The 19,909-nt window shown below is 38.1% G+C and carries 19 protein-coding genes; 9 read left to right on the forward strand and 10 right to left on the reverse strand.

Annotated features, from left to right (window positions below; genetic code table 11):
- Both ACUN24_RS05875 and ACUN24_RS05880 read right to left on the reverse strand, forming a co-directional pair.
- On the reverse strand, window positions 1–885 hold the full coding sequence (locus ACUN24_RS05875; RefSeq protein WP_445561661.1) for a hypothetical protein: 885 nt from the start codon (window positions 883–885) through the stop codon (window positions 1–3).
- Window position 886: 1 nt separating this feature from the next.
- On the reverse strand, window positions 887–1,840 hold the full coding sequence (locus tag ACUN24_RS05880) for a stage II sporulation protein M (protein WP_445561662.1): 954 nt from the start codon (window positions 1,838–1,840) through the stop codon (window positions 887–889).
- A 178-nt stretch (window positions 1,841–2,018) separates the two neighbouring features.
- Between ACUN24_RS05880 and ACUN24_RS05885 the strand changes: the two genes are divergently transcribed.
- Complete coding sequence (locus ACUN24_RS05885; RefSeq protein WP_445561663.1) at window positions 2,019–2,762, forward strand: RDD family protein; 744 nt, start codon at window positions 2,019–2,021, stop codon at window positions 2,760–2,762.
- On the opposite strand, the gene ACUN24_RS05890 is transcribed toward ACUN24_RS05885, so the two are convergent.
- From ACUN24_RS05890 to ACUN24_RS05915, 6 genes are all read right to left on the reverse strand, one after another.
- Window positions 2,759–3,085 (reverse strand): DUF2752 domain-containing protein, encoded by a 327-nt coding sequence (locus ACUN24_RS05890; protein WP_445561664.1) that lies wholly within the window; start codon window positions 3,083–3,085, stop codon window positions 2,759–2,761. The two genes, ACUN24_RS05885 and ACUN24_RS05890, sit on opposite strands and share 4 nt — an antisense overlap.
- A gap of 6 nt (window positions 3,086–3,091) precedes the next feature.
- Window positions 3,092–3,598, reverse strand: coding sequence for a DUF5684 domain-containing protein (locus tag ACUN24_RS05895; protein ID WP_445561665.1), 507 nt, complete (start codon window positions 3,596–3,598; stop codon window positions 3,092–3,094).
- Window positions 3,599–3,687: 89 nt separating this feature from the next.
- Window positions 3,688–4,413 (reverse strand): SGNH/GDSL hydrolase family protein, encoded by a 726-nt coding sequence (locus ACUN24_RS05900; RefSeq protein WP_445561666.1) that lies wholly within the window; start codon window positions 4,411–4,413, stop codon window positions 3,688–3,690.
- A gap of 33 nt (window positions 4,414–4,446) precedes the next feature.
- Window positions 4,447–5,499 (reverse strand): serine hydrolase, encoded by a 1,053-nt coding sequence (locus tag ACUN24_RS05905; protein WP_445561667.1) that lies wholly within the window; start codon window positions 5,497–5,499, stop codon window positions 4,447–4,449.
- Window positions 5,499–6,227 (reverse strand): lipoyl(octanoyl) transferase LipB, encoded by a 729-nt coding sequence (gene lipB, locus ACUN24_RS05910; protein ID WP_445561668.1) that lies wholly within the window; start codon window positions 6,225–6,227, stop codon window positions 5,499–5,501. Before lipB ends, ACUN24_RS05905 begins: the two co-directional genes overlap by 1 nt.
- A gap of 10 nt (window positions 6,228–6,237) precedes the next feature.
- Complete coding sequence (locus tag ACUN24_RS05915; protein WP_132399471.1) at window positions 6,238–6,885, reverse strand: 4'-phosphopantetheinyl transferase family protein; 648 nt, start codon at window positions 6,883–6,885, stop codon at window positions 6,238–6,240.
- Between the two features lie 71 nt (window positions 6,886–6,956).
- Here ACUN24_RS05915 and dcd point away from each other — a divergent pair, with 71 nt between their 5' ends.
- The 5 genes from dcd to purD all read left to right on the forward strand — a co-directional run bounded on the left by dcd (window position 6,957) and on the right by purD (window position 14,168).
- Window positions 6,957–7,493 (forward strand): dCTP deaminase, encoded by a 537-nt coding sequence (gene dcd, locus ACUN24_RS05920; RefSeq protein WP_132399469.1) that lies wholly within the window; start codon window positions 6,957–6,959, stop codon window positions 7,491–7,493.
- A 750-nt stretch (window positions 7,494–8,243) separates the two neighbouring features.
- Complete coding sequence (locus ACUN24_RS05925) at window positions 8,244–10,931, forward strand: TonB-dependent receptor plug domain-containing protein (RefSeq protein WP_445561669.1); 2,688 nt, start codon at window positions 8,244–8,246, stop codon at window positions 10,929–10,931.
- Window positions 10,932–11,049: 118 nt separating this feature from the next.
- Complete coding sequence (locus tag ACUN24_RS05930) at window positions 11,050–11,811, forward strand: enoyl-CoA hydratase/isomerase family protein (protein WP_445561670.1); 762 nt, start codon at window positions 11,050–11,052, stop codon at window positions 11,809–11,811.
- A gap of 138 nt (window positions 11,812–11,949) precedes the next feature.
- The gene (locus ACUN24_RS05935; protein WP_193422856.1) at window positions 11,950–12,831 is read left to right on the forward strand and encodes an SDR family oxidoreductase; all 882 of its coding nucleotides are present in this window, start codon (window positions 11,950–11,952) and stop codon (window positions 12,829–12,831) included.
- Window positions 12,832–12,896: 65 nt separating this feature from the next.
- Entirely contained in the window at window positions 12,897–14,168 is a 1,272-nt protein-coding gene (gene purD, locus ACUN24_RS05940; RefSeq protein WP_445561671.1) for a phosphoribosylamine--glycine ligase, read from the forward strand.
- 162 nt (window positions 14,169–14,330) lie between these two features.
- Here purD and ACUN24_RS05945 read toward each other — a convergent pair whose 3' ends face one another.
- Together ACUN24_RS05945 and ACUN24_RS05950 are read right to left on the reverse strand one after the other, a co-directional pair.
- Window positions 14,331–15,476, reverse strand: coding sequence for a redoxin domain-containing protein (locus ACUN24_RS05945; RefSeq protein ID WP_445561672.1), 1,146 nt, complete (start codon window positions 15,474–15,476; stop codon window positions 14,331–14,333).
- A 236-nt stretch (window positions 15,477–15,712) separates the two neighbouring features.
- The gene (locus tag ACUN24_RS05950; RefSeq protein WP_445561673.1) at window positions 15,713–16,894 is read right to left on the reverse strand and encodes a formimidoylglutamase; all 1,182 of its coding nucleotides are present in this window, start codon (window positions 16,892–16,894) and stop codon (window positions 15,713–15,715) included.
- A gap of 36 nt (window positions 16,895–16,930) precedes the next feature.
- Between ACUN24_RS05950 and ACUN24_RS05955 the strand changes: the two genes are divergently transcribed.
- The 3 genes from ACUN24_RS05955 (at window position 16,931) to ACUN24_RS05965 (ending at window position 19,718) form a co-directional block, all read left to right on the forward strand.
- Window positions 16,931–17,929 carry an NAD-dependent epimerase/dehydratase family protein gene (locus ACUN24_RS05955; RefSeq protein ID WP_445561674.1) on the forward strand — a complete coding sequence of 333 codons (999 nt, stop codon included), beginning with the start codon at window positions 16,931–16,933 and terminating at the stop codon, window positions 17,927–17,929.
- A complete protein-coding gene (locus tag ACUN24_RS05960; protein ID WP_445561675.1) occupies window positions 17,929–19,230 on the forward strand; it encodes an HAD-IB family phosphatase in 1,302 nt (433 codons plus the stop codon). Before ACUN24_RS05955 ends, ACUN24_RS05960 begins: the two co-directional genes overlap by 1 nt.
- A 101-nt stretch (window positions 19,231–19,331) precedes the next feature.
- The gene (locus tag ACUN24_RS05965; RefSeq protein WP_445561676.1) at window positions 19,332–19,718 is read left to right on the forward strand and encodes a transposase; all 387 of its coding nucleotides are present in this window, start codon (window positions 19,332–19,334) and stop codon (window positions 19,716–19,718) included.
- Window positions 19,719–19,909: the final 191 nt, after the last annotated feature.

The following is a 19,909-nucleotide window of genomic DNA, read 5'->3' on the forward strand; positions in this document are numbered from 1 at the left end:
TTAATATTCTTCAGGTCTGGTATCTATAGGTTTTTCGGTATTGCCAAAATTAGAAATGCGTTCCATTAGTCCTGGGTTTTCTTTCTGTTCTACCAAACTGAAATAGGCAAGCGAGATGGTAATGATCGGTATAATGGTGAAAACCTGGCAGATGGATTGTAAAATGGTGGTAATCATGGTTAACGTTAACGACATGCGAGGTGTTTTATGCGTAAACATACCGATCATATTAAATAAAGTGGTAGGTAAAACCACCATACTCATACAGGCATATACAATAATCCATACCACAATGAGGGTGCCAAAAGTAACCCAGAAATTATCTTTAATTACAGCGAAACTTCTGGTGAAAGAATAACCCAGCGAACCATTTTCGATTACCATGATCGGAAACATCATGGCTACGTAAGGGAATAGCCAAAAGAACGGTACAACACAGAAGAAAAAAGATATAATGAGCATCAGGATCAATAAAAGCGAACTGCCAAAAATCCTGAAAAAATAATATTTAAAATACCCCCAAACCTCGTCAGTAGTGGGTGTTTCATTACCCTTTTTTACGTACACGGCGATATAAGAAAGTATGGCTACGCTCATACTGGCATATGTGGCTAGCGAAAATAAAATGGATAAAAAATACTCTACGCTATATATCGACGAGAAGCCAAACTTGTTTGTGTTCCCTTCAACACCAATGGTATTGAACATATTAACCATTTTATATTGTTGCAACAGCATGGTAAGCATACTGGCCAATACGAACAAGCCGCAAAACGTAAAATATACCTTAATCAGCGGTTTAAAGTTTTGCCGCATAAAGGTAAACGTGTCGTTTATCACCTGTCCGAAATCTCTTTTTTTTCTAAATTCTAATTTCCCGATCATGTTAATCTAGTGTGACTTGTTTACGTTGAATTTTAATGGGATAAATAAATACATACCATATCATAAATGCTGCTGATGATAACAATATCAACAGGCTTAGCTCTAACGGCATTTCTGTATGGCGGGTAACAAAACTTTCGAAAAAAGCAGCGACAATAAAAATCGGAATCAGGCCGATTACAATTTTTAACCCATCTTTTGCCCCTTTTTGTATTGATGCCATGCGGGTATAGGTTTTGGGAAATAAAAAGCTATTGCCTAAAATTAAACCAGCCGCGCCAGCCAGCACAATGGCAGAAATTTCGAGTGTGCCATGGATCCAGATCACCAGAACAGATTGAAAACCCAGGCCCTTGCTGAAAAAGAAATATTGGAAAGAACCGAGCATAATTCCGTTCCTGAATAGGGAAACGATAGAACCAAATGAAAATAAGATGCCCAAAACAAAAGTATATAAGGCAACAAATATATTGTTAGAGCCTATCTGCAAAAACATCATAAACTGGTTATCCTGTTTATATACACCAAACGGATCGCCTTTGGCAATGTTTTCATTGGTCATATTTACATAATTATCCCCCATAATTAAACGGACAAAGGTATCGTCGTATTTGGCTGATAAGGCACCGATGGCGCAGGAAACCAGGAAAAAAAACAAAGCATAAAATACTTGTTTCCGGTGCGCTAAAAATATAAGAGGCAATTCTGTTTTCCAAAAATGGATAAAACGGTTCGATTTCTCTTTTTTGTTTTTATAAACCGATTGGTGCAGTTTAGCCGCTAAACCGTTTAAATAAGCTGTGGTTTTCGAGTTGGGATAAAAAGTTTTTGAGTAAGCAAGATCGTTGGTAATTTCGATAAACTGATTGGCCACTTCGTCGGGATTGGCTTGTTGCATGGAATCATAATGCTGCCATTTCTCCGAATTCTGTTTAACAAATAATGCTTCTCTCATTTAAAGGCGTTACCAAATCTGGCGTTAAAATAGTTAATTTTTTATGTAAATAAAACCATGATTGATCTTACCTGCAAAACAAATGCCATCTAAGCTTAAATATCTAATAAAACTTTAGTTGTAAAAAATTACGAGTTGATATACCCCAACTATCTTTAAAAAAAATTATGTTTGGAATATGGATAGCATCAGAATTAGCACTGCTCAAAATATTGATATTGATTATGAAATTGCAGGACTTGGGGAGCGCATCGCCGCAAGGTGTATTGACTTGGCCGGATTTGCGGTGATTGCTATGATTACCATGGTCGTGATGGGCGCAGTTTCAATAGGTATATCAGGAAGTGCAGGTATGATTGTCCTGTTTGTTTTTATCGCAATATTTGCTTTTTACGACCTGGTTTGCGAGATCACGATGGATGGTCAAACGCTGGGTAAAAAGGCATTAAAAATAAAAGTAATCAGTATAGATGGCACCCAGCCAACTTTCAGTCAGTATATTTTTAGGTGGTTGTTCAGGATGATCGATTTTGGCTTCCCGTTTGGATGGGGCGTAGTGGCACTCGTATCTGTAGCGGTAACCAAAAACCACCAGCGTTTGGGCGATATATTAGCTAAAACCACATTGATTAAAACAAAACCGCGGACAGCGTTTGCCAATGTAGCTTTTAGCTTTAAACTGCCTGAAGAATACGAACCAATGTTTAAAGAAGTATTACATTTAAGCGATAGGGATATAGAACTGATCCATGAAGTATTAACAGGTTATTACCAGACCGGAAATGCTGAACTGATTTATTCCATGGCAGCCAAAACCAAAGAACATATTGTTGTAACTATCCCAAGTGGCATGAACGAGCTACAGTTTTTAGAAACCGTATTAAAGGATTATAATCACCTTACAGCTAATATGAGTGTTTAGCTAAAAAACATTTTGTGTACATAGCTGACCATTACAAAATTACCAATTACGATAACCAATACCCTAAAAATAAGGGAACGTTGTTTGAACTGAAACTGATATAATATACCCGCCGAGATAAATAAAAATAACAACGGAATGGTAGGCGGATAGAGCGACCAGCTTTTTGATAAGTCACCTTGAACAAGGGCTAAAAAAGACCTTTGAAAGCCACAACCCGGACAATCGATTCCTGTTAAAGCTTTAAATGGGCAAGTGATTAAATGATTTTGCAGCCAATCAACCAGGTTGATTAGGCTGCAAAATATAAATAAAATAAACATTCTGAATTATACTACTGGAGGAGTATCATTTGGATTGTCTTGATTACCGGATGGTTTGTTGAAAGGATTGTTCGGGCTGTTAAATGGATTATTTTGGTTATTGAAAGGATTGTTACCAAAACCACCATTTTGTGCTTCTGCTGCTGATGGACCCAAGTATTTAGCATCGCTAAAACCTAAAATAGGCCAGAAAATATAAGGGAATATCACTAAACCGACAGTAAATCCTTCTGATTTACCAAAGCTTTTGCTCAATAGGTTTGTTGCCCAAATTCCGAATACAATGTTTACGCAAGGGATCAGCATCCACAAAATCCAAATCATTGGTTTGCCAATAATTTCAAGCAAAATAACTAAGTTGTAAATAGGAATAATAGCAGCCCAACCTGGTTTTCCTGCTTTTTCGAACGTTTTCCACATGCCGGCAATCAGCAAAACAATTACTGCCAGGTAAATAATTCCGCCTACTACTCCAATGCCTGCGGCTAATCCGCCTCCTTCATACTCATTCATAATTTTAACTGTTTTTTAAAGGTGATTAATTTAAATTGTTGAACTAAAGTAATTTTTTTAATTCAAAAATGGAATAAATTGTAAATTAATTATTTCAACATTGGAGCCACTTTTGTCATTAAGGACTCGGCCCATTGGCCATACATTTTGGCGCTTGGATGCAGGCCGTCATCAGCAATTAATGAAATATCTGTAGTCGCATTTCTGGAGGCTGGAGTAATATTCGTATAGCTTATGCCTGCTGCAAGCGTTATTTCTTGGTTTGCCGTGTTAAAATTATCAATCTCGCTTGCTATGGTTTGTGCGTTTTTTCCTGAGTTTTTACCAAAGGGAGTAGCACCCCAATCGGGTATGGAAACCACAAAAACCTTGCTTTTATTACCCCCCGCATAATTAATTGCCGTTTGTAACAATTCTGCGAACTCTTTTTTGTAAGTAGTAAGCGCATAACCACGATACTGGTTGTTTACGCCAATCAAAAGCGTAACAAAACTATAGCTGCCGGTTAAGTTTTCCTTTTTAATGGCCGCCTGCAGTTCGTCGGTTGTCCAGCCAGTAGTGGCAATAATTTTAGGATTGGCTACGTTGATGTTTTGATTCTTTAATAGGCTTTGAAGTTGATAAGGAAAAGATTGTGTTTGTTTTACAGCTTCACCAATCGTATAAGAATCGCCAAGGGCTAAATAAGTGAAATTCCCTGTTCCGCTTGATGGATGGGTAGCTTGATTGATCGCTGGCTCGTTAATCATGGGTGTTTGTTTTGTACAGCCCGAAGTTAAGAAAGAAAACAAAATGGCGCTTAATAAAATCTTCATAGTTTAATCTACGAAATGAGATTAGGCTAAGTTTTATTTTATGGATGTAATAAGTTTTTGCCTAAAAGCGGCATCAGTAATAATACCTGCCTCAAAACTTGCAAAATTGCTTTGGATCATCAACTCTTCCTTTTCGGTAAGGTTGTTAAAGAAAAAAGCACAAGCTAAACTTGTTCCGTTTTTGTGGGTTGCATAAAAAGCATCTGTTAAAATAAATGCAGTAGATCCGCCTTTTTGCCCTAAATGTTTAAAAGCAGCCTGGTTGCCTGGATATACCATGGGCCATTCCATAATCTGATCTAAGATATTTTGGATTTCGGGCTTAAAGTAATTTCTGCTGTTAATTTTCTGCATAATGCCCGCGTAATCAGCAGTATTTGAGGCGACTAACCTATCTGACCATATTTTTTGTATTGCGAATGACAAGTTTCTGGCGCTGAAAGTTTTGATAAATGTTGAATCTGTTTTTAATTTGATATGATTGGTTTCGCATTGTTTTACATATTCATTCATTGGCATTGCTTCCAATTGTTTTGCCCACACACTTTCATCAAGATTATCAGGTTTGAGGCAAGTCATTATTGCTCCTGCAGTAAAGAAGTAGTAGGGGCTATGCTGCCGAAGTTTTAGTGTTCTAATATTCCTGCTTATGTTCTCCAGGCCTAATAAATCCTCAATATATTCAGTATTAGCATTTGAGCTAAACCTAATCATGCCTTGAGCAATCTGCAGCAGAGAAACGCTGTCAGCCCCAGTCTTTTTTAAAGATTTAAGCCATGCAGAATGGGCGCCGCCATCAGTAAAGGGAACGTAGTATTTGCTTAGTTCGCTTATTGCTATGTTTTGGTTTGCGTTAAGTTTTTTGGCCGCTACCTGGTTAGAAAATTCGATAGCAATAATGGTTTTAGCCGCACTGGCTAATGGCATTTGTTGTTTGCCGTTAAAATTGAGGACTTCTTTGCTATTCTCAATAAGTACAATCGAAGCCTTTTTAGGATTGTCCTTTATAAATTTAATTAGTCCATCCAGATTTTGTGCAGAAACCTGAGTGGTAATTAACGCTAAAATAAAGATAAGCCTGATCATTAAATCAGTTGCATTTTAAAGAGCCCGGCAATGTGGTTTTTCAGTTTACCTTTTACTTCCTCCATATCTAATTGATAACCCAATTCTTTTGCTAAAGAGGTTACTGCTTTATCATCAATACCGCATGGCACAATGTTTTTAAAGTAATCTAAATCTACGTTTACATTAAAGGCAAAACCATGCATGGTAACCCAACGACTGCAACGAACGCCCATAGCACATATTTTACGTGCCTTTTCGTTATCGGCATCTAACCAAACCCCGGTAAAGCCAGGATAACGTCCCGCTTCTATCCCGTAATCTTTTAAAGTAAGGATAACGGCCTCTTCCAGGGTGCGTAAATATAAATGGATATCAGTAAAGAAGTTATCAAGATCAAGAATAGGATAGCCCACTAGCTGCCCCGGGCCATGGTAAGTAATATCACCACCCCGGTTTATTTTATAGTAGGTTGCTTTTTTATCTTTTAATCCCTGCTCATCCAATAATAAATTTTCGGGATGCCCGCTTTTACCTAAAGTATAAACGTGTGGGTGCTCGCAAAATACGAGATGGTTTGGCGTAGGCTTATTGGTGTTATTTACACGGTTTTCTGTTTTAATGGCTACCGTTTTATTTAACAAATCTTCCTGTTTATCCCAGGCTACCTGGTAGTCTGTTAAGCCCCAGTCTGCAAAAATAGTTGGTTTTAAGCCTGTTGCAATTGCTTTTTCCGCTGTCTCGTTCATCTCCATTTTATTAAGAATTGCTGGCTACATAGCCTAACATGTAACCGTCTTTTGTTTTAAAGTAATTAATGGTCAACTCTCGTGTACCGGCTGGTAATTCTACCAATGCATTTAATGAACCTTCGTTTCTTAGCTTAAAAGGTTTAATATGGATATGCTGTTTAAACTCCAGTCCTTTTTTGCCATGCCATTTATAAATGGCTTCTTTAGCACACCAGGCTACATATAAGCCATCGGTATTATCTCCGATTTGCTTTTGGGCAAGTTCGACATCACTCAAAAACTTGTGTTTAATGCTTTTTATTTTGTGTTTAATCAGTTCAATATCAATGCCAACAGGATGATCTTTGCTAATCATCACGGCTGCATAATCGTAAGAATGACTTAATGAAATATGGTAATCGAAATTAACCAGATAGGGTTTGCCATGTTCATCAAACTGGCAGTCAATATACTCGGTTGTATTCAACATGGTTCTCAACAGCAACCTCGTACTTAACCAGTGCAATAGCCTTTTGCCACTGTTTAATGATGAAATAATATCATGTTCATGCTGCTTAAGCTGCAGTCCGGCCAACAACTCTTCTTCTGTTTCCTCAATTTTCCAAATTGCTAAAACAGAATGCTGATCAATATTTTTGTGGTAAATTATTGGCATTGATTAAATTGGAGATTACATGCAAAATTATCTTAAATAAATGATAATTTAGGCCAAAAATACGTATAAAAATGATATTATCTGATAGCAGGATATTGGAAGAAATTGAGAAGGGAACAATCATCATTGAGCCTTTTAAACGCGAATGTTTAGGAACCAACTCGTATGATGTTCATTTAGGGAAATATCTGGCTACATATAAAAGCCGCGTGCTTGATGCGAAGGTGCACAACGAAATCGAACATTTCGAAATTCCTAAAGATGGCTATGTCCTTCACCCGGGCACGCTATATCTTGGCGTTACCGTAGAATACACCGAAACACACGGGCATGTACCATTTTTAGAAGGCAAAAGCAGCACCGGCCGTTTAGGTATCGATATCCATGCAACAGCAGGTAAAGGTGACGTTGGTTTTTGCAATACCTGGACATTGGAAATATCGGTAGCACAACCTGTAAAAATTTATGCCGGAATGCCTATTGGCCAATTGATTTATTTTGTTGTTGAAGGTAAAATTGAAACGATGTATAATTCAAAAGGTAACGCTAAGTACAACAATAAAACCACCAGGCCGGTAGAAAGCATGATGTGGAAGAATAAGTTTTAACAATTTGTTTAATCTTTGGTAGCCGACAGTAAATTGAACTGACATCTTTTTCTTTTGGAAATGAAAGCCGGTGCGCTGTGGCGGTCTGTAGCCCCGCCATTCGCTGTGGTCCCGATAGAAGGATCGGGAGCCGCCGCTACTGTCGGGTTTGTGATTCGCAGTCTGTTTTTAGAGCACTAAACATCGTTCCTAAACCCGATTGTCGTGAATGCCGATTTTTTCATCGGCAGAAACAAAAGCGGGACTGACGTTGCCAAGTGATCAGAACTGCTCATTTCCAAATCACCTAAACTAAAGAAATGTTTTTCGTTTTTGGAAATGAAAGCCGGTGCGCTGTGGCGGTCTGTAGCCCCGCCATTCGCTGTGGTCCTGATAGAAGGATCGGGAGCCGCCGCTGCTGTCGGGTTTATGATTCGCAGTCTGTTCTCATGGCGCTAAACATCGTTCCTAAACCCAATTAAAGCGAACACACCGATTTCTTCGTCGAGTTAAGCCATTCGGCACAAGCAAAAACAATTTAGCCACAGATAGCAAGGATGCACACAAATATGAAAATCCGTGTTTATCCGTGCCCATCTGTGGTTAAAAATTCTTAACTTATGACATTGATTCTAATCCTGTAAATTTATAATTAAGCGTTTTTGCAGCGGTTAACTAAAAACTTAGAAGTCAAACTGAATTTCATGTTAACTTCATAAAAGTATGCCGTAGGTTTTGTACCTTGACACGTATTTATTTGTTAATAACCACATGAAACTCAAAATTACTCTCGCAATCAGTTTTCTATCTCTGCTTATTTTTGGTGCATTTAAAATGGATGATGATCCATTTAGTCAGCTCTTGCAAAAACTCGAAGATTACACCAGCAAATATCCTCAAGAAAAAGTCCATCTTCACTTAGATAAGCCTTATTATGCCATTGGAGATGATATTTGGTTCAAAGCCTATGTTGTAAATACCAAGACCTCGGCTCCTTCGGGCATCAGCAAAATCCTGTATGTAGAGCTGATTAATGAAAAAGATTCGTTAAAAAAAATGGTTAAATTACCCATTATGGGTGGAATTACCTGGGGCGATTTTAAGCTCACAGATTCACTGGCAGAGGGTAATTATAGAATTAGGGCCTATACCAATTATATGCGGAATTTTGGTGCTGAATTCTTTTACGATAAGACGATTAAGATCGGAAATAGCTGGGCTAACAAAGTTTTTACAAAAACCACCTATAACTTTACAAAAGAGAACAACGCTGATAAAGTTACAGCCACAGTTCATTTCGAAGATAAAAATGGGGTAGCTTATAGCGAAAATGAAGTGAGTTATGATGTACAGTTAGATTACCGCTCGGTTAGCAAAGGAAAAGTTAAAACCAGTTTAACAGGCGATGCGGTGATAAATTTTACTAATAATCAGCCATTTCAAAATAAATCTGGAAAAATTGTTGCAACCATAACGCTTGATAATAAACAAAAGGTGGTCAAATCTATCCCGATTACTTCAACCTCTAATGATGTAGATGTACAGTTTATGCCAGAAGGAGGTGCGCTTGTTGAAGAATTGCCGCAAAAAGTGGCTATCAAAGCAGTTGGCTCTACTGGCCGTGGTGAGGATGTTCAGGGCAGCATTGTAGATGAAACAGGAAATGAAGTTACTTCTTTCTCTACCAATTATCTGGGCATGGGAAATTTCGTGTTTAATAGTCAGGCAGGTAGATCTTACACCGCAAAAGTTAAGTTTAAAGATGGATCCGAAAAGGTAATTAAACTTCCTGTAGCTGTTAAAAGCGGGTATGCACTTTCTGTAAATGCTTTAGATACCGGTAAAGTGGTCGTTAAAATTATGGCCAGTGCCGATCTTGTAAACGGAGCTGAATTAAAAGTAGTGGGACAGTATGGAGGCAATGTATATTATGGCTCTAAAGCTAAAATGGATAAACAGGTACTGGTAGCCTATATTCCAAAAAAGAACCTTCCAGCCGGTATTGTTCAGTTTACATTGTTTTCGAGCACTAATCAACCTTTAGCAGAACGTTTGGTTTTTATAAACAATAAGGCCGAACAAATTGATGTATCGCTTAATGCATCCGCAGTATCCGCCTCAAAAAGAGGAAAAGCAGCTTTTACTTTCAATGCAAATAATGAGAGTAAGCCTGTTTTAGGCAGTTTTTCGGTTGCTGTTACCAATGCAACAAAAGTTGGCCCTGATGAAAACAATGAATCGAATATACTCACCTCACTGTTACTTACCTCTGATCTGACCGGATACGTAGAGAATCCCAACCATTACTTCTTAAAAGACGATCTTCAAACACAAAAAGAACTCGATAACCTCATGCTTACCCAGGGCTGGAGAAGATTTCTTTGGAAAAATATTATCAATAATGTTGGTCCGAATATTACCTATAAGCCAGAACAGTCTATCAGCATTAGCGGAACGGTGATGAAAGGCAATAAGCCTGTACCCGGTGGTAAAGTAATGCTGATGGCCACAAAAGGAACCATGTACATTTTGGATACGGTAACAAATGCCGAAGGAAAATTTGTTTTCGATAATTTAAGTTTTGGCGACAGCACAAAATTTGTGGTTCAGGCAAGAACTAAAACAGAACGGAAATTTGTAGATATTAATCTTGATATTGTTCCCGGGCAGATTGTAACCAAGAATAAAAATGGAGCCGATATTGATATCAATGTGAACAATACTTTGATGAAGTATATTAAAGAAAGTGATAATTATTTTAATGAGATGACCCGTTTAGGCTTGCTGGAGCGAACCATTAAACTCGAAGAGGTAACGATTACTGAAAAGAAAAATCCGGCGAAAAATTCATCCAACTTAAATGGTGCCGGTAGGGCCGATTTTATTATAACTGCCGATCAGTTGTCTACCTGTGCTACCTTATCTCAATGTTTACAGGGCCGTTTACCTGGTGTAATATTTAGGGGGAATGTACCATACCTGATGCGTAGTCAGGATACTCCGATGGGTATCATTGTTGATGGGATGCAAATGGAGGCCGATTTTCTGGATAACGTTACACCTATGGATGTAGAATCTATCGAGTTGCTAAAAAGTATCGGTAATACCGCCATCTATGGCTCACGAGGTGGTGGAGGTTTAATTATTATTACCACAAAAAGGGGTGACGGTGGTAGAAGTACCGAAAGATATGCGCCAGGAATTGTAACCTTTAATCCAAAAGGATTTACAATTTCAAGAGAATTTTATTCACCAAAATATGATGCAACAAGCTCAGGCAGCAGGTCCGATTTTAGAACAACCATTTATTGGAATCCACAGGTTGTTACAGATAAGGATGGAAAAGCCCAATTCGAATTTTATAATGCAGATGAGCCCGGAACCTACCGAGTAGTAATAGAAGGAATAGACGCTGCAGGGCATTTGGCAAGAAAAGTTTACACTTATGATGTTAAATAGATAAAAATAGATAAATTTGAATTAGTATGCATGCATAGCTTATGCTGCGGTATATTTATCTTGATACCCGATACTTAAACCTTGATACTGAATATTCAAATCTTGATACTATTTAAATATGAATACAATAAAAGTAAGTGTTAAAGATCGCCTGGCAACCATTACGTTAGATAGAGGTAAATCGAACGCCTTAAACCGCGAGTTGATTACCGAGCTTGATGATATGCTTAAAAATATTACTGCTGATGACAACATTGGCGGTGTAATTTTAACCGGTACAGCGCCGTTCTTTTCTGCAGGATTGGATTTGGTAGAACTTTATAACTATAACGAAGAGGAGGCTAAATCTTTCTGGCAGTTGTTTCTGGGCTTTACTGCCAATATGGTTTCATTTAAAAAACCTATGGTAGCCGCAATTAGTGGCCATAGCCCGGCTGGTGGATGTGTAATGGCATTAGCCTGCGATTACCGGGTAATGGCAGAAGGACAATATATTATTGGACTTAATGAGGTACCGGTAGGTATTATTGTGCCGAATAGCATCTTTCAGTTGTATGCCTTTTGGTTAGGCAAAGCTGAAGCAAGCCGTAGTTTGCTTTCGGGTAAACTTTACAGTCCCGAAGAAGCGCTAAAGGTTGGTTTGGTAGATGAATTGGTAAAGAACGAGAGTTTGTTAACCGCCGCCGAACGCAAGATTAAAAAATACATGGAGCTCGAAAGCAATACCTGGTCACAAAGTAAAGTGAATATTCGCGAAGAACTCATTGCTGCGGTATCTGCTGATCAATCGGCTACTTTGGAGAAAATGTTGGCACAGTGGTGGTCGCCTGCAACGCGCCATATATTAAAAACAATTTTAGCTAACCTGCAGAGAAAGTAATCAGTTTGCAGTTGTCGGTTTCCAGTTAGCAATTTACGAACTTCTACAGTTAGCCAATCACAACAATTAACCGATTAACCATTCCCAGCAGTTTAGCAATAAAACAATCTAAACAATTAACCAGTTTAACCAAATATTATGTTCAATTATAATTCACCCATGCTCAGAGAAGATGCTTTAAAAGGAAAAACTATCGTAATTACAGGTGGAGGAACGGGACTTGGGAAAGCGATGGGTGTTTATTTTCTGAAGTTAGGCGCTAATTTAGTGATCACCAGCCGTAAGCAGGATGTATTACAAAAAACTGCCGACGAAATGGAAGAAAAAACCGGAGGCAAAGTATTGGCTGTAGCCTGCGATGTGCGGGAGATTGAACAGGTAGAAAACGTATTGGCCAAAACTTTAGAAAGATTTGGCTCGGTTGACGTATTATTGAACAATGCTGCGGGTAATTTTATCTCACCAACAGAACGGTTATCCGCAAATGCCTTTTCATCCATTATCGATATCGTTTTAAAAGGAACGGTTAACTGTACACTTACCTTTGGTAAACATTGGATTAAGGAAAAACAAGCGGCAACAGTTTTAAATATCATTACCACTTACGCATTTACAGGTTCAGCCTATGTGGTACCATCGGCCTGTGCAAAAGGTGGTGTTTTAGCATTAACAAGATCTCTGGCTGTAGAGTGGGGTAAATATGGTATCCGTACCAATGCTATTGCTCCGGGTCCGTTTCCAACCAAAGGCGCATGGGAGCGTTTATTGCCTGGCGATTTAGCCAAAAAATTCGACTTTAAAAACCGCGTGCCTTTAAAAAGAGTTGGCGATCATCAGGAACTCGCCAATTTAGCTGCATTTCTGGTAAGCGATTTTTCAGGCTATATTAATGGCGAAGTAATTACCATTGATGGTGGTGAATGGTTGCAGGGGGCAGGCCAGATGAATGGTTTGGAAGCAATCCCGAACGAAATGTGGGATATGCTTGAGCAAATGACGCGAAGCGCGAAAGGAAGCTAGTATTTGATGACAAGTCTTATTACTTGATACTCGCTACTTGTTACTAAAATATTATCTTTGCCAATATGAATATCTTACTTTTAGGTTCAGGCGGCAGAGAAAGCGCATTCGCTTGGAAAATGAGCCAGTCTTCGCACTGCGATAAACTAATTATTGCTCCAGGGAACGGTGGTACAGGAGCTTATGGTACAAACATCAATATCAATGTAAACGATTTTGATGCCATTAAAAAAGTAGTGCTTAACGAAAATATCGGACTGGTTGTAGTAGGACCTGAAGAACCTCTGGTAAATGGTATTCATGATTTTTTCCTTGCCGATAAAACCATTGCACACATCCCGGTTATCGGACCAAAAAAAGAAGGGGCTATTTTAGAAGGAAGCAAAGATTTCTCTAAACAGTTTATGGAGCGCCATGGTATTCCTACTGCGGCTTCAAAATCTTTTACGCCCGAAACTTTGGAAGATGGCCTGGTTTATCTGCAAAACCATGCTTTGCCAGTCGTTTTAAAGGCAGATGGTTTAGCAGCCGGTAAAGGGGTATTAATCTGTACCGAGACCATCGAAGCCCAGGAAGAATTAAAACTGATGCTTGGCGGTAAATTTGGTGCAGCTGGGGCAACGGTAGTGATTGAAGAATTTTTAAGCGGGATAGAACTTTCGGTATTTATTTTAACTGATGGCGAAAATTATATTACACTGCCTTCTGCTAAAGATTATAAGAGGATTGGCCAGGGCGATACTGGTTTAAATACTGGTGGTATGGGCTCGGTTTCGCCGGTTCCTTTTGCCACACCAGAATTTTTGGCTAAAGTAGAAGAACGCATTATTAAACCAACGGTTGATGGTTTAAAGAAAGATAATATTGATTATACAGGTTTCATATTTTTCGGACTGATTAAAGTAGGAGAGGAGCCTTTTGTAATTGAGTACAATGCACGTATGGGCGATCCTGAAACAGAGAGCGTGATCCCCAGAGTTGAAAACGACTTGGTAGAGCTGTTTTTAGCTACCGCTAATAAACAATTAAACCAGGTTAATCTGGTTATTTCTGAGCAAACAGCCGCTACTGTAATGATTGTGGCAGGTGGTTACCCGGGCGATTACCTGAAAGGTAAAGCCATATCAGGAATTGAGAACTTACGTCATTCGAATGCATTTCATGCCGGAACATTGTTAGAGAATGATGTTGTGAAAACAAATGGAGGAAGGGTAATTGCAATTACCAGTTTACAAAAAGATTTGTTTACTGCTTTACAATCAGCAACCGCTGATGCTGGCAGAATTTATTTCGACGGGAAATATTTCAGGGAAGATATCGGGTTTGACTTGATTTAAAAGAATATAAGTTGAAAAAGATACTCAGGAAAATTTCTGAAACAGCAATTAAACAAGGGGAATTTAACGTATTGGATTTCTTAAAATCTGCTTAAGAAGTTTTCCTGTAAAACAAAGAAAGTCCCAATTTTTAGTTGGGACTTTCTTTGTTTTTAATGCTTTTTATTTCGATTTACTTCCTAATAATTCTTGAAGTTTATCTTGTAAAGCTTGTTCTCTTAAGCCTTTAGCAATAATTTTGCCTGTTGGATCAATTAAGAAATTGGCTGGAATTGAGCGGATACCATACATTTGAGCTACCTCGTTCTCCCAGAATTTTAAATCAGAAACATGTGTCCATGTTAATTTGTCATCAGCAATTGCTTTTAACCAGGCATCTTTTTTACCCGGACGGTCTAAAGAAACACCTAAAACAGTAAAGCCTTTATCTTTAAACTTGTTGTAAGCAACTACCACATTTGGATTTTCCTGACGGCATGGACCACACCATGAAGCCCAGAAATCTACCAGTACATATTTTCCTTTAAAATCAGATAATTTAACGGGTTTACCATCAGGGTCATTCTGGGTAAAATCCATAGCCATCACACCTACCGCTGTTTTTCTTCCTGCTTCAAATATTTGAGCAATGTTTTTGCCTGTGTAAGTTGCCTTAAGCTCAGGTGACAGTGCTTTAAAAGCCTTCTCTGCTGCAGCCGCCTGATCTGGATCTGAGGCCAGCTCATTAATTGAATTTAGGCTAATAAATGATTTTGGGTTGCTGCTAGCAAACTGCAATAATAATGGAGTCAGTCCTGCAGCTTCTTTTTCATAACGAGCACCTAAAGCCTCCATAAGGGTCTTATCTTGTTTTTGCTCTGGTGTATAAGCCGCATATTCTGCATTAATTGCAGCAAGTTTATCTGCTGCTGGTTTTGTTAATGCTTTTAATTTCTTGGCATCATCATTAACAGGAGAGCCGGTAATTGTAGCTTTTTTTAATGAATCTGCTGCAGATAGCTTTATATTTCCTGGCTCTACGTATAGCGATAATCCATCTAATTTCTCACCCTGTGCCGGACGATTAACATAAGGGTTTTTGTTTAAGAAAAGGCTTCCCTGAGCAGGGCTGGCTAATGTTCCTTTAAAAGCAAAAGCACCGTTTGCTACAATTGCTGAGTCGGTAATGCTTTTACCTTCTGTTTGATATATAAGGTAGACCTTATCTCCGGTTTTTAGGCCCTTTATGTCACCATTAACTGTAAATGGCTTCTGTGCCAATGCTGCAAGTGGCAATAAAGCCATTGCTGATAATAATAATTTTTTCATCTGTATAAAATTGTTTTCATTAGTTATCATGATTTGTTGATTTTACTTTTTGATTTTGAAAATAATGATGTTTTTACGAGGTTGGTTTAATCCTGTTCAAATATAGAATTCTGTATGGCTAAAACGTAAATAGCTGTGTAAAATTATGATAGACTGCTCATAAGCGTGTAATCCTTTGTGCTGGTTTTCGGTGAAAAATGAAAAATTCAACACTAACTTTGAAATTACATAGAACTTTAATTCAGTTTTTGGTAGGTTCTCCACCATAAATCGGGCATTTCACCATTAACGGCAGTCTGATAATCATCATACCTGCAAGGTACAAGGTGGTAACGTTCATTTTTAGTCTGGCCAGACGGATAAGGCACCTGCATCCACCAGCGGTCTGATTTTTTGCTTTTTACAAACATCATTTCTCCCGAACCATCCTTTAAACTGGTTCGATAAATTATAAACTGCGATTTAGGCGTAAGCGGGAAATCCTTTTTACGAGCGTAGTAGCCCTCCACAAAATACCATACCATTTGGGCAAGTAAGAAAGCTGTTTGTCCGTTGTTGTCGTAGGCCGGATTAAACTCGTAAAAACCAATTGAGGTCAATTTATCATTCATGCCTGCGTAGCGGGCAATGCGGCAGGCTTCTTCGCCATCAAAACCATTTGGCGTGGTGTTCGCATTTGCTGCAGCATCGGCAGAGCGGATGGCACTCATATCAAAGCTAACCATGTTTGCATTTCGGATGATGGGTTCCGTTAACGTAATATCCTGAGCAAACTCACCCAAACGATGTACATCAAAATATAATTTATCCATAACACTCAAACTTTCTTGGTTTACAAAATAAGTTTGATAACCCACATTGCTAAAATTGAAAAGGTAATTGGGTTGATGTAAGAAAATTTTGTTCAGATAACAATCCGACCGGGTAGCAATTCCCTCGTTTTCGTCATCACCAATATCAAATTGATTATCTATAATAACCAGATCCACTTTTTGCTCTAAATCTTCATAACCAAGGTATTGGCCATAGGTTAAGTCTTGTCCGCCACCAATAATGATTGGAATAATGTCTTTTTTGATCAGTTCTGAAACCACCATTTTGATGGCGATGTAAGTGTCGGAAATGGTTGCACCATGTTTAATATTACCTAAATCGACAATCCGACTACTAAAAGCGCCTTCATTAAGTTTGTAAAATTTCTCTCTGAAATAATCGGGTGCCAGGGCACAACCTTCATTGTTAACTGCACCTCTTCCATCCAGTACGCCAAAAATGGCCAGATCGTAAGTATGTTCTTCAAAATCGGGAAACGATTCGGTGTAAATCTGCGCTTTTAATCCCAGCTGACTTGTAAAAAATCCTTGTTTTGGCGTAAAACTATCGGGGTTTATTGGGGAAAAGAAATCCGTTAATGACATATATTTAAAACTCTCGGCTCAAATATCTATTTTTGAATGCGTATTTTCACATATAGCCCGAAAAAAAATAAAATGATACTGGTAACCGGAGGAACTGGATTTTTAGGATCTGAATTAATTAAGCAGTTAACCGACAAAGGTTTAACTGTTCGGGCATTGAGGCGGGAGAAATCTAAAATCCCTGCGTTGATCGAAAATAATCCTTTGATTGAATGGTTTGAAGCCGATATTAATGAACCTGCTACTTTAGAAGATGCTTTTAGCGGAATTACTAAAGTTTACCATTGCGCCGCATTCGTATCCTTTAACCCGAAACATAAAAAGCAGCTTTTTCATGTCAATATAGAAGGTACATCGAACATTGTAAACCTTTCTGCCGAAAATAATTGCAGGCTATTGCATGTAAGTTCGGTTGCTGCCCTGGGCAATGCAAAAAAGGGACATAAAATTACCGAAAAAGACTTTTGGGAGTATGATGCAAAAGCACACGCATACGGTTTGTCCAAATACGAAGGAGAAATGGAGGTTTGGCGTGGCATCACCGAAGGATTAGACGCTATTATTGTCAACCCATCGGTCATTATTGGTAAAAATGCAGGTTTTGAAGGGAGTGGAGCAATTTTTAAATTGGTAAAAGATGGTTTTCCATTTTATACTGATGGAGCTTCGGGTTTTGTTGATGTTGAAGATGTAGTTAAAGCGATGATCCTGCTAATGGACGCTGAAGTCTCGGGAGAGCGGTACATCATTTCTGCAGACGATTATCATTATAAAGATTTGTTCAGCGAAATTGCTGAGGGTTTTGGGGCTAAAGCGCCAACAAAAGAAGCAAAACCATGGATGCTTGGAATAGCTTGGAGAGCACTAAAATTTGTATCTATATTTACTGGTAAACAGCCTTCTATCACCAAAGATGCTGCAAAGAGCAGTTTAACCCTAAGTTATTACAATAACCATAAAATAAAAACGGCAACAGGTATTACTTTTAAGCCGGTTGCTGAAAGCATAAAAGAAATTACCCAACATTTAAGATAATGCCCAAAGAAAAAGCTTATTACATCATTGATTTTGATAGTACCTTTACACAGGTAGAAGCCCTTGATGAACTTGCCCGAATTTCGCTAAAGAACCACCCGGATAAAGAGGCGATTTTCCAAAAGATTGAAGATTACACCAATTTTGCCATGGAAGGAAAACTTTCCTTCTCCGAAAGTTTAGCACAACGTGTTAAGTTGCTTGAAGCCAATGAAGATCATTTAAAACAACTCATTAAACATTTAAAAAAGAAAGTATCTACTTCCTTTTCGCGTAATGCCGAGTTTTTTAAGAAACATGCCGATGAGGTACTGATTGTATCTGGTGGATTTAAGGAATTTATTACACCTGTAGTAAGCCAATATCACATCAAAAAGGAAAATATTTATGCCAATACCTTTGTAACCACCGGCGATGGTAAAATTATAGATTACGACCATGCCAATCCTTTAAGTGAAGAAGGTGGTAAAGTAAAACTGCTTCAGCATTTAAAACTCGAAGGCGAGTTATTTGGTATAGGGGATGGTTATTCTGATTTCCAGTTGCGCGAAAGTGGTATCATCAATAAGTTTTTTGCATTTACAGAGAATATTGCCCGTGAAAGCATTGTTTCCAAAGCAGACCATGTAACACCAAGCTTCGATGAGTTTTTGTATGTAAACGATTTGCCCCGTGCAATTTCGTATCCAAAAAACAGAATTCTTTGTTTAGTAATTGGAGAGGTTGATCCTTTAACCATATCCATTCTTAAAAATGACGGTTTATCTATTCGCCATAAAACCTCATTCGAAGACAAATATGTAAAAGATGTGGGGATTATCCTGCTAGCTGATGGGGAGAAAATAGATAAGGAACAGTTGAAAAATGCTGCTAAGCTTAAAACTATTGGATATTTAGGTAATGCAAAAAATAAAATAGACCTGGCTTTATGTACAACACAAGGGATTGTTGTTTTTGATGACCCGAAAAATAACCCGCGCAACATCGATTTTATCCCGAAAAGGGTAGCCGATTTTATGAATACCGGAGCAACTTATCTCAGCAGCAATTTCCCGAACTTACAATTACCGAAAATTGAGAAATCGCACCGCTTAATTCATATTCACAAAAACGTTCCTGGTATTATGGCGAAAATCAATACTGTCTTTGCCAAACACGACATCAATATTGTGAGCCAGTTTTTAATGACCAATCCTGAGATTGGCTATGCCATTACCGATATCAATGCACAGTATGATAAACAATTGTTTAAATCCCTTAAAAAGATTGAGCAAACAATAAAATTTAGGGTGCTGTATTAATAGTAAATCGAAGGCTTTGACAACCTTATAGGCTATTTGCCAGTAGGTTGTCAAAGCTTTTTACAGCTGATTTTTAGTATATTGGTTTATGCAATTACATTATGGCAAAAACCGAACATTACTACACTAAATTTGAAGAAGGAAAATTCTATCATATTTATAACCGATCTATCGATAGGCAGCTACTTTTTAAGTCGGATGCTAACTATAAGTTTTTTTTAAAGAAATTTGACCAATACCTTTCAAAGGTTTTAGATGTTTATGCTTTTTGTTTATTAGGAAATCATTTTCATCTGCTAATCCGGGTTAAAGAAAGTTTAAGGGTTATAAAAACAATTGGTGATTTTTCAGCGCATGATATTGTAAGCAAACAATTCAGAATATTTTTTCAATCATACGCATTGGCGTTTAATATTCAGCATAAAAGAATAGGGACATTATTTCAGACACCATTTAAACGCGCTCTGATAAATGATGAGTTTTATTAAGTAGACTCATTTATTATATTCATGCAAATCCTCAAAAGCATAACCTTATTTCAGATTTCAGAGAGTGGAAATGGAGTTCTTACAGACGTATTTTATTGGAAACTGATACCAAACTAAAAAAGCAAGAAGTATTGGACTGGTTTGGCGGAAAAGCAGAGTATCTAAAATTTCATTCTGATATTCATGGGGCT

Source organism: Pedobacter sp. WC2501 (assembly GCF_052682415.1).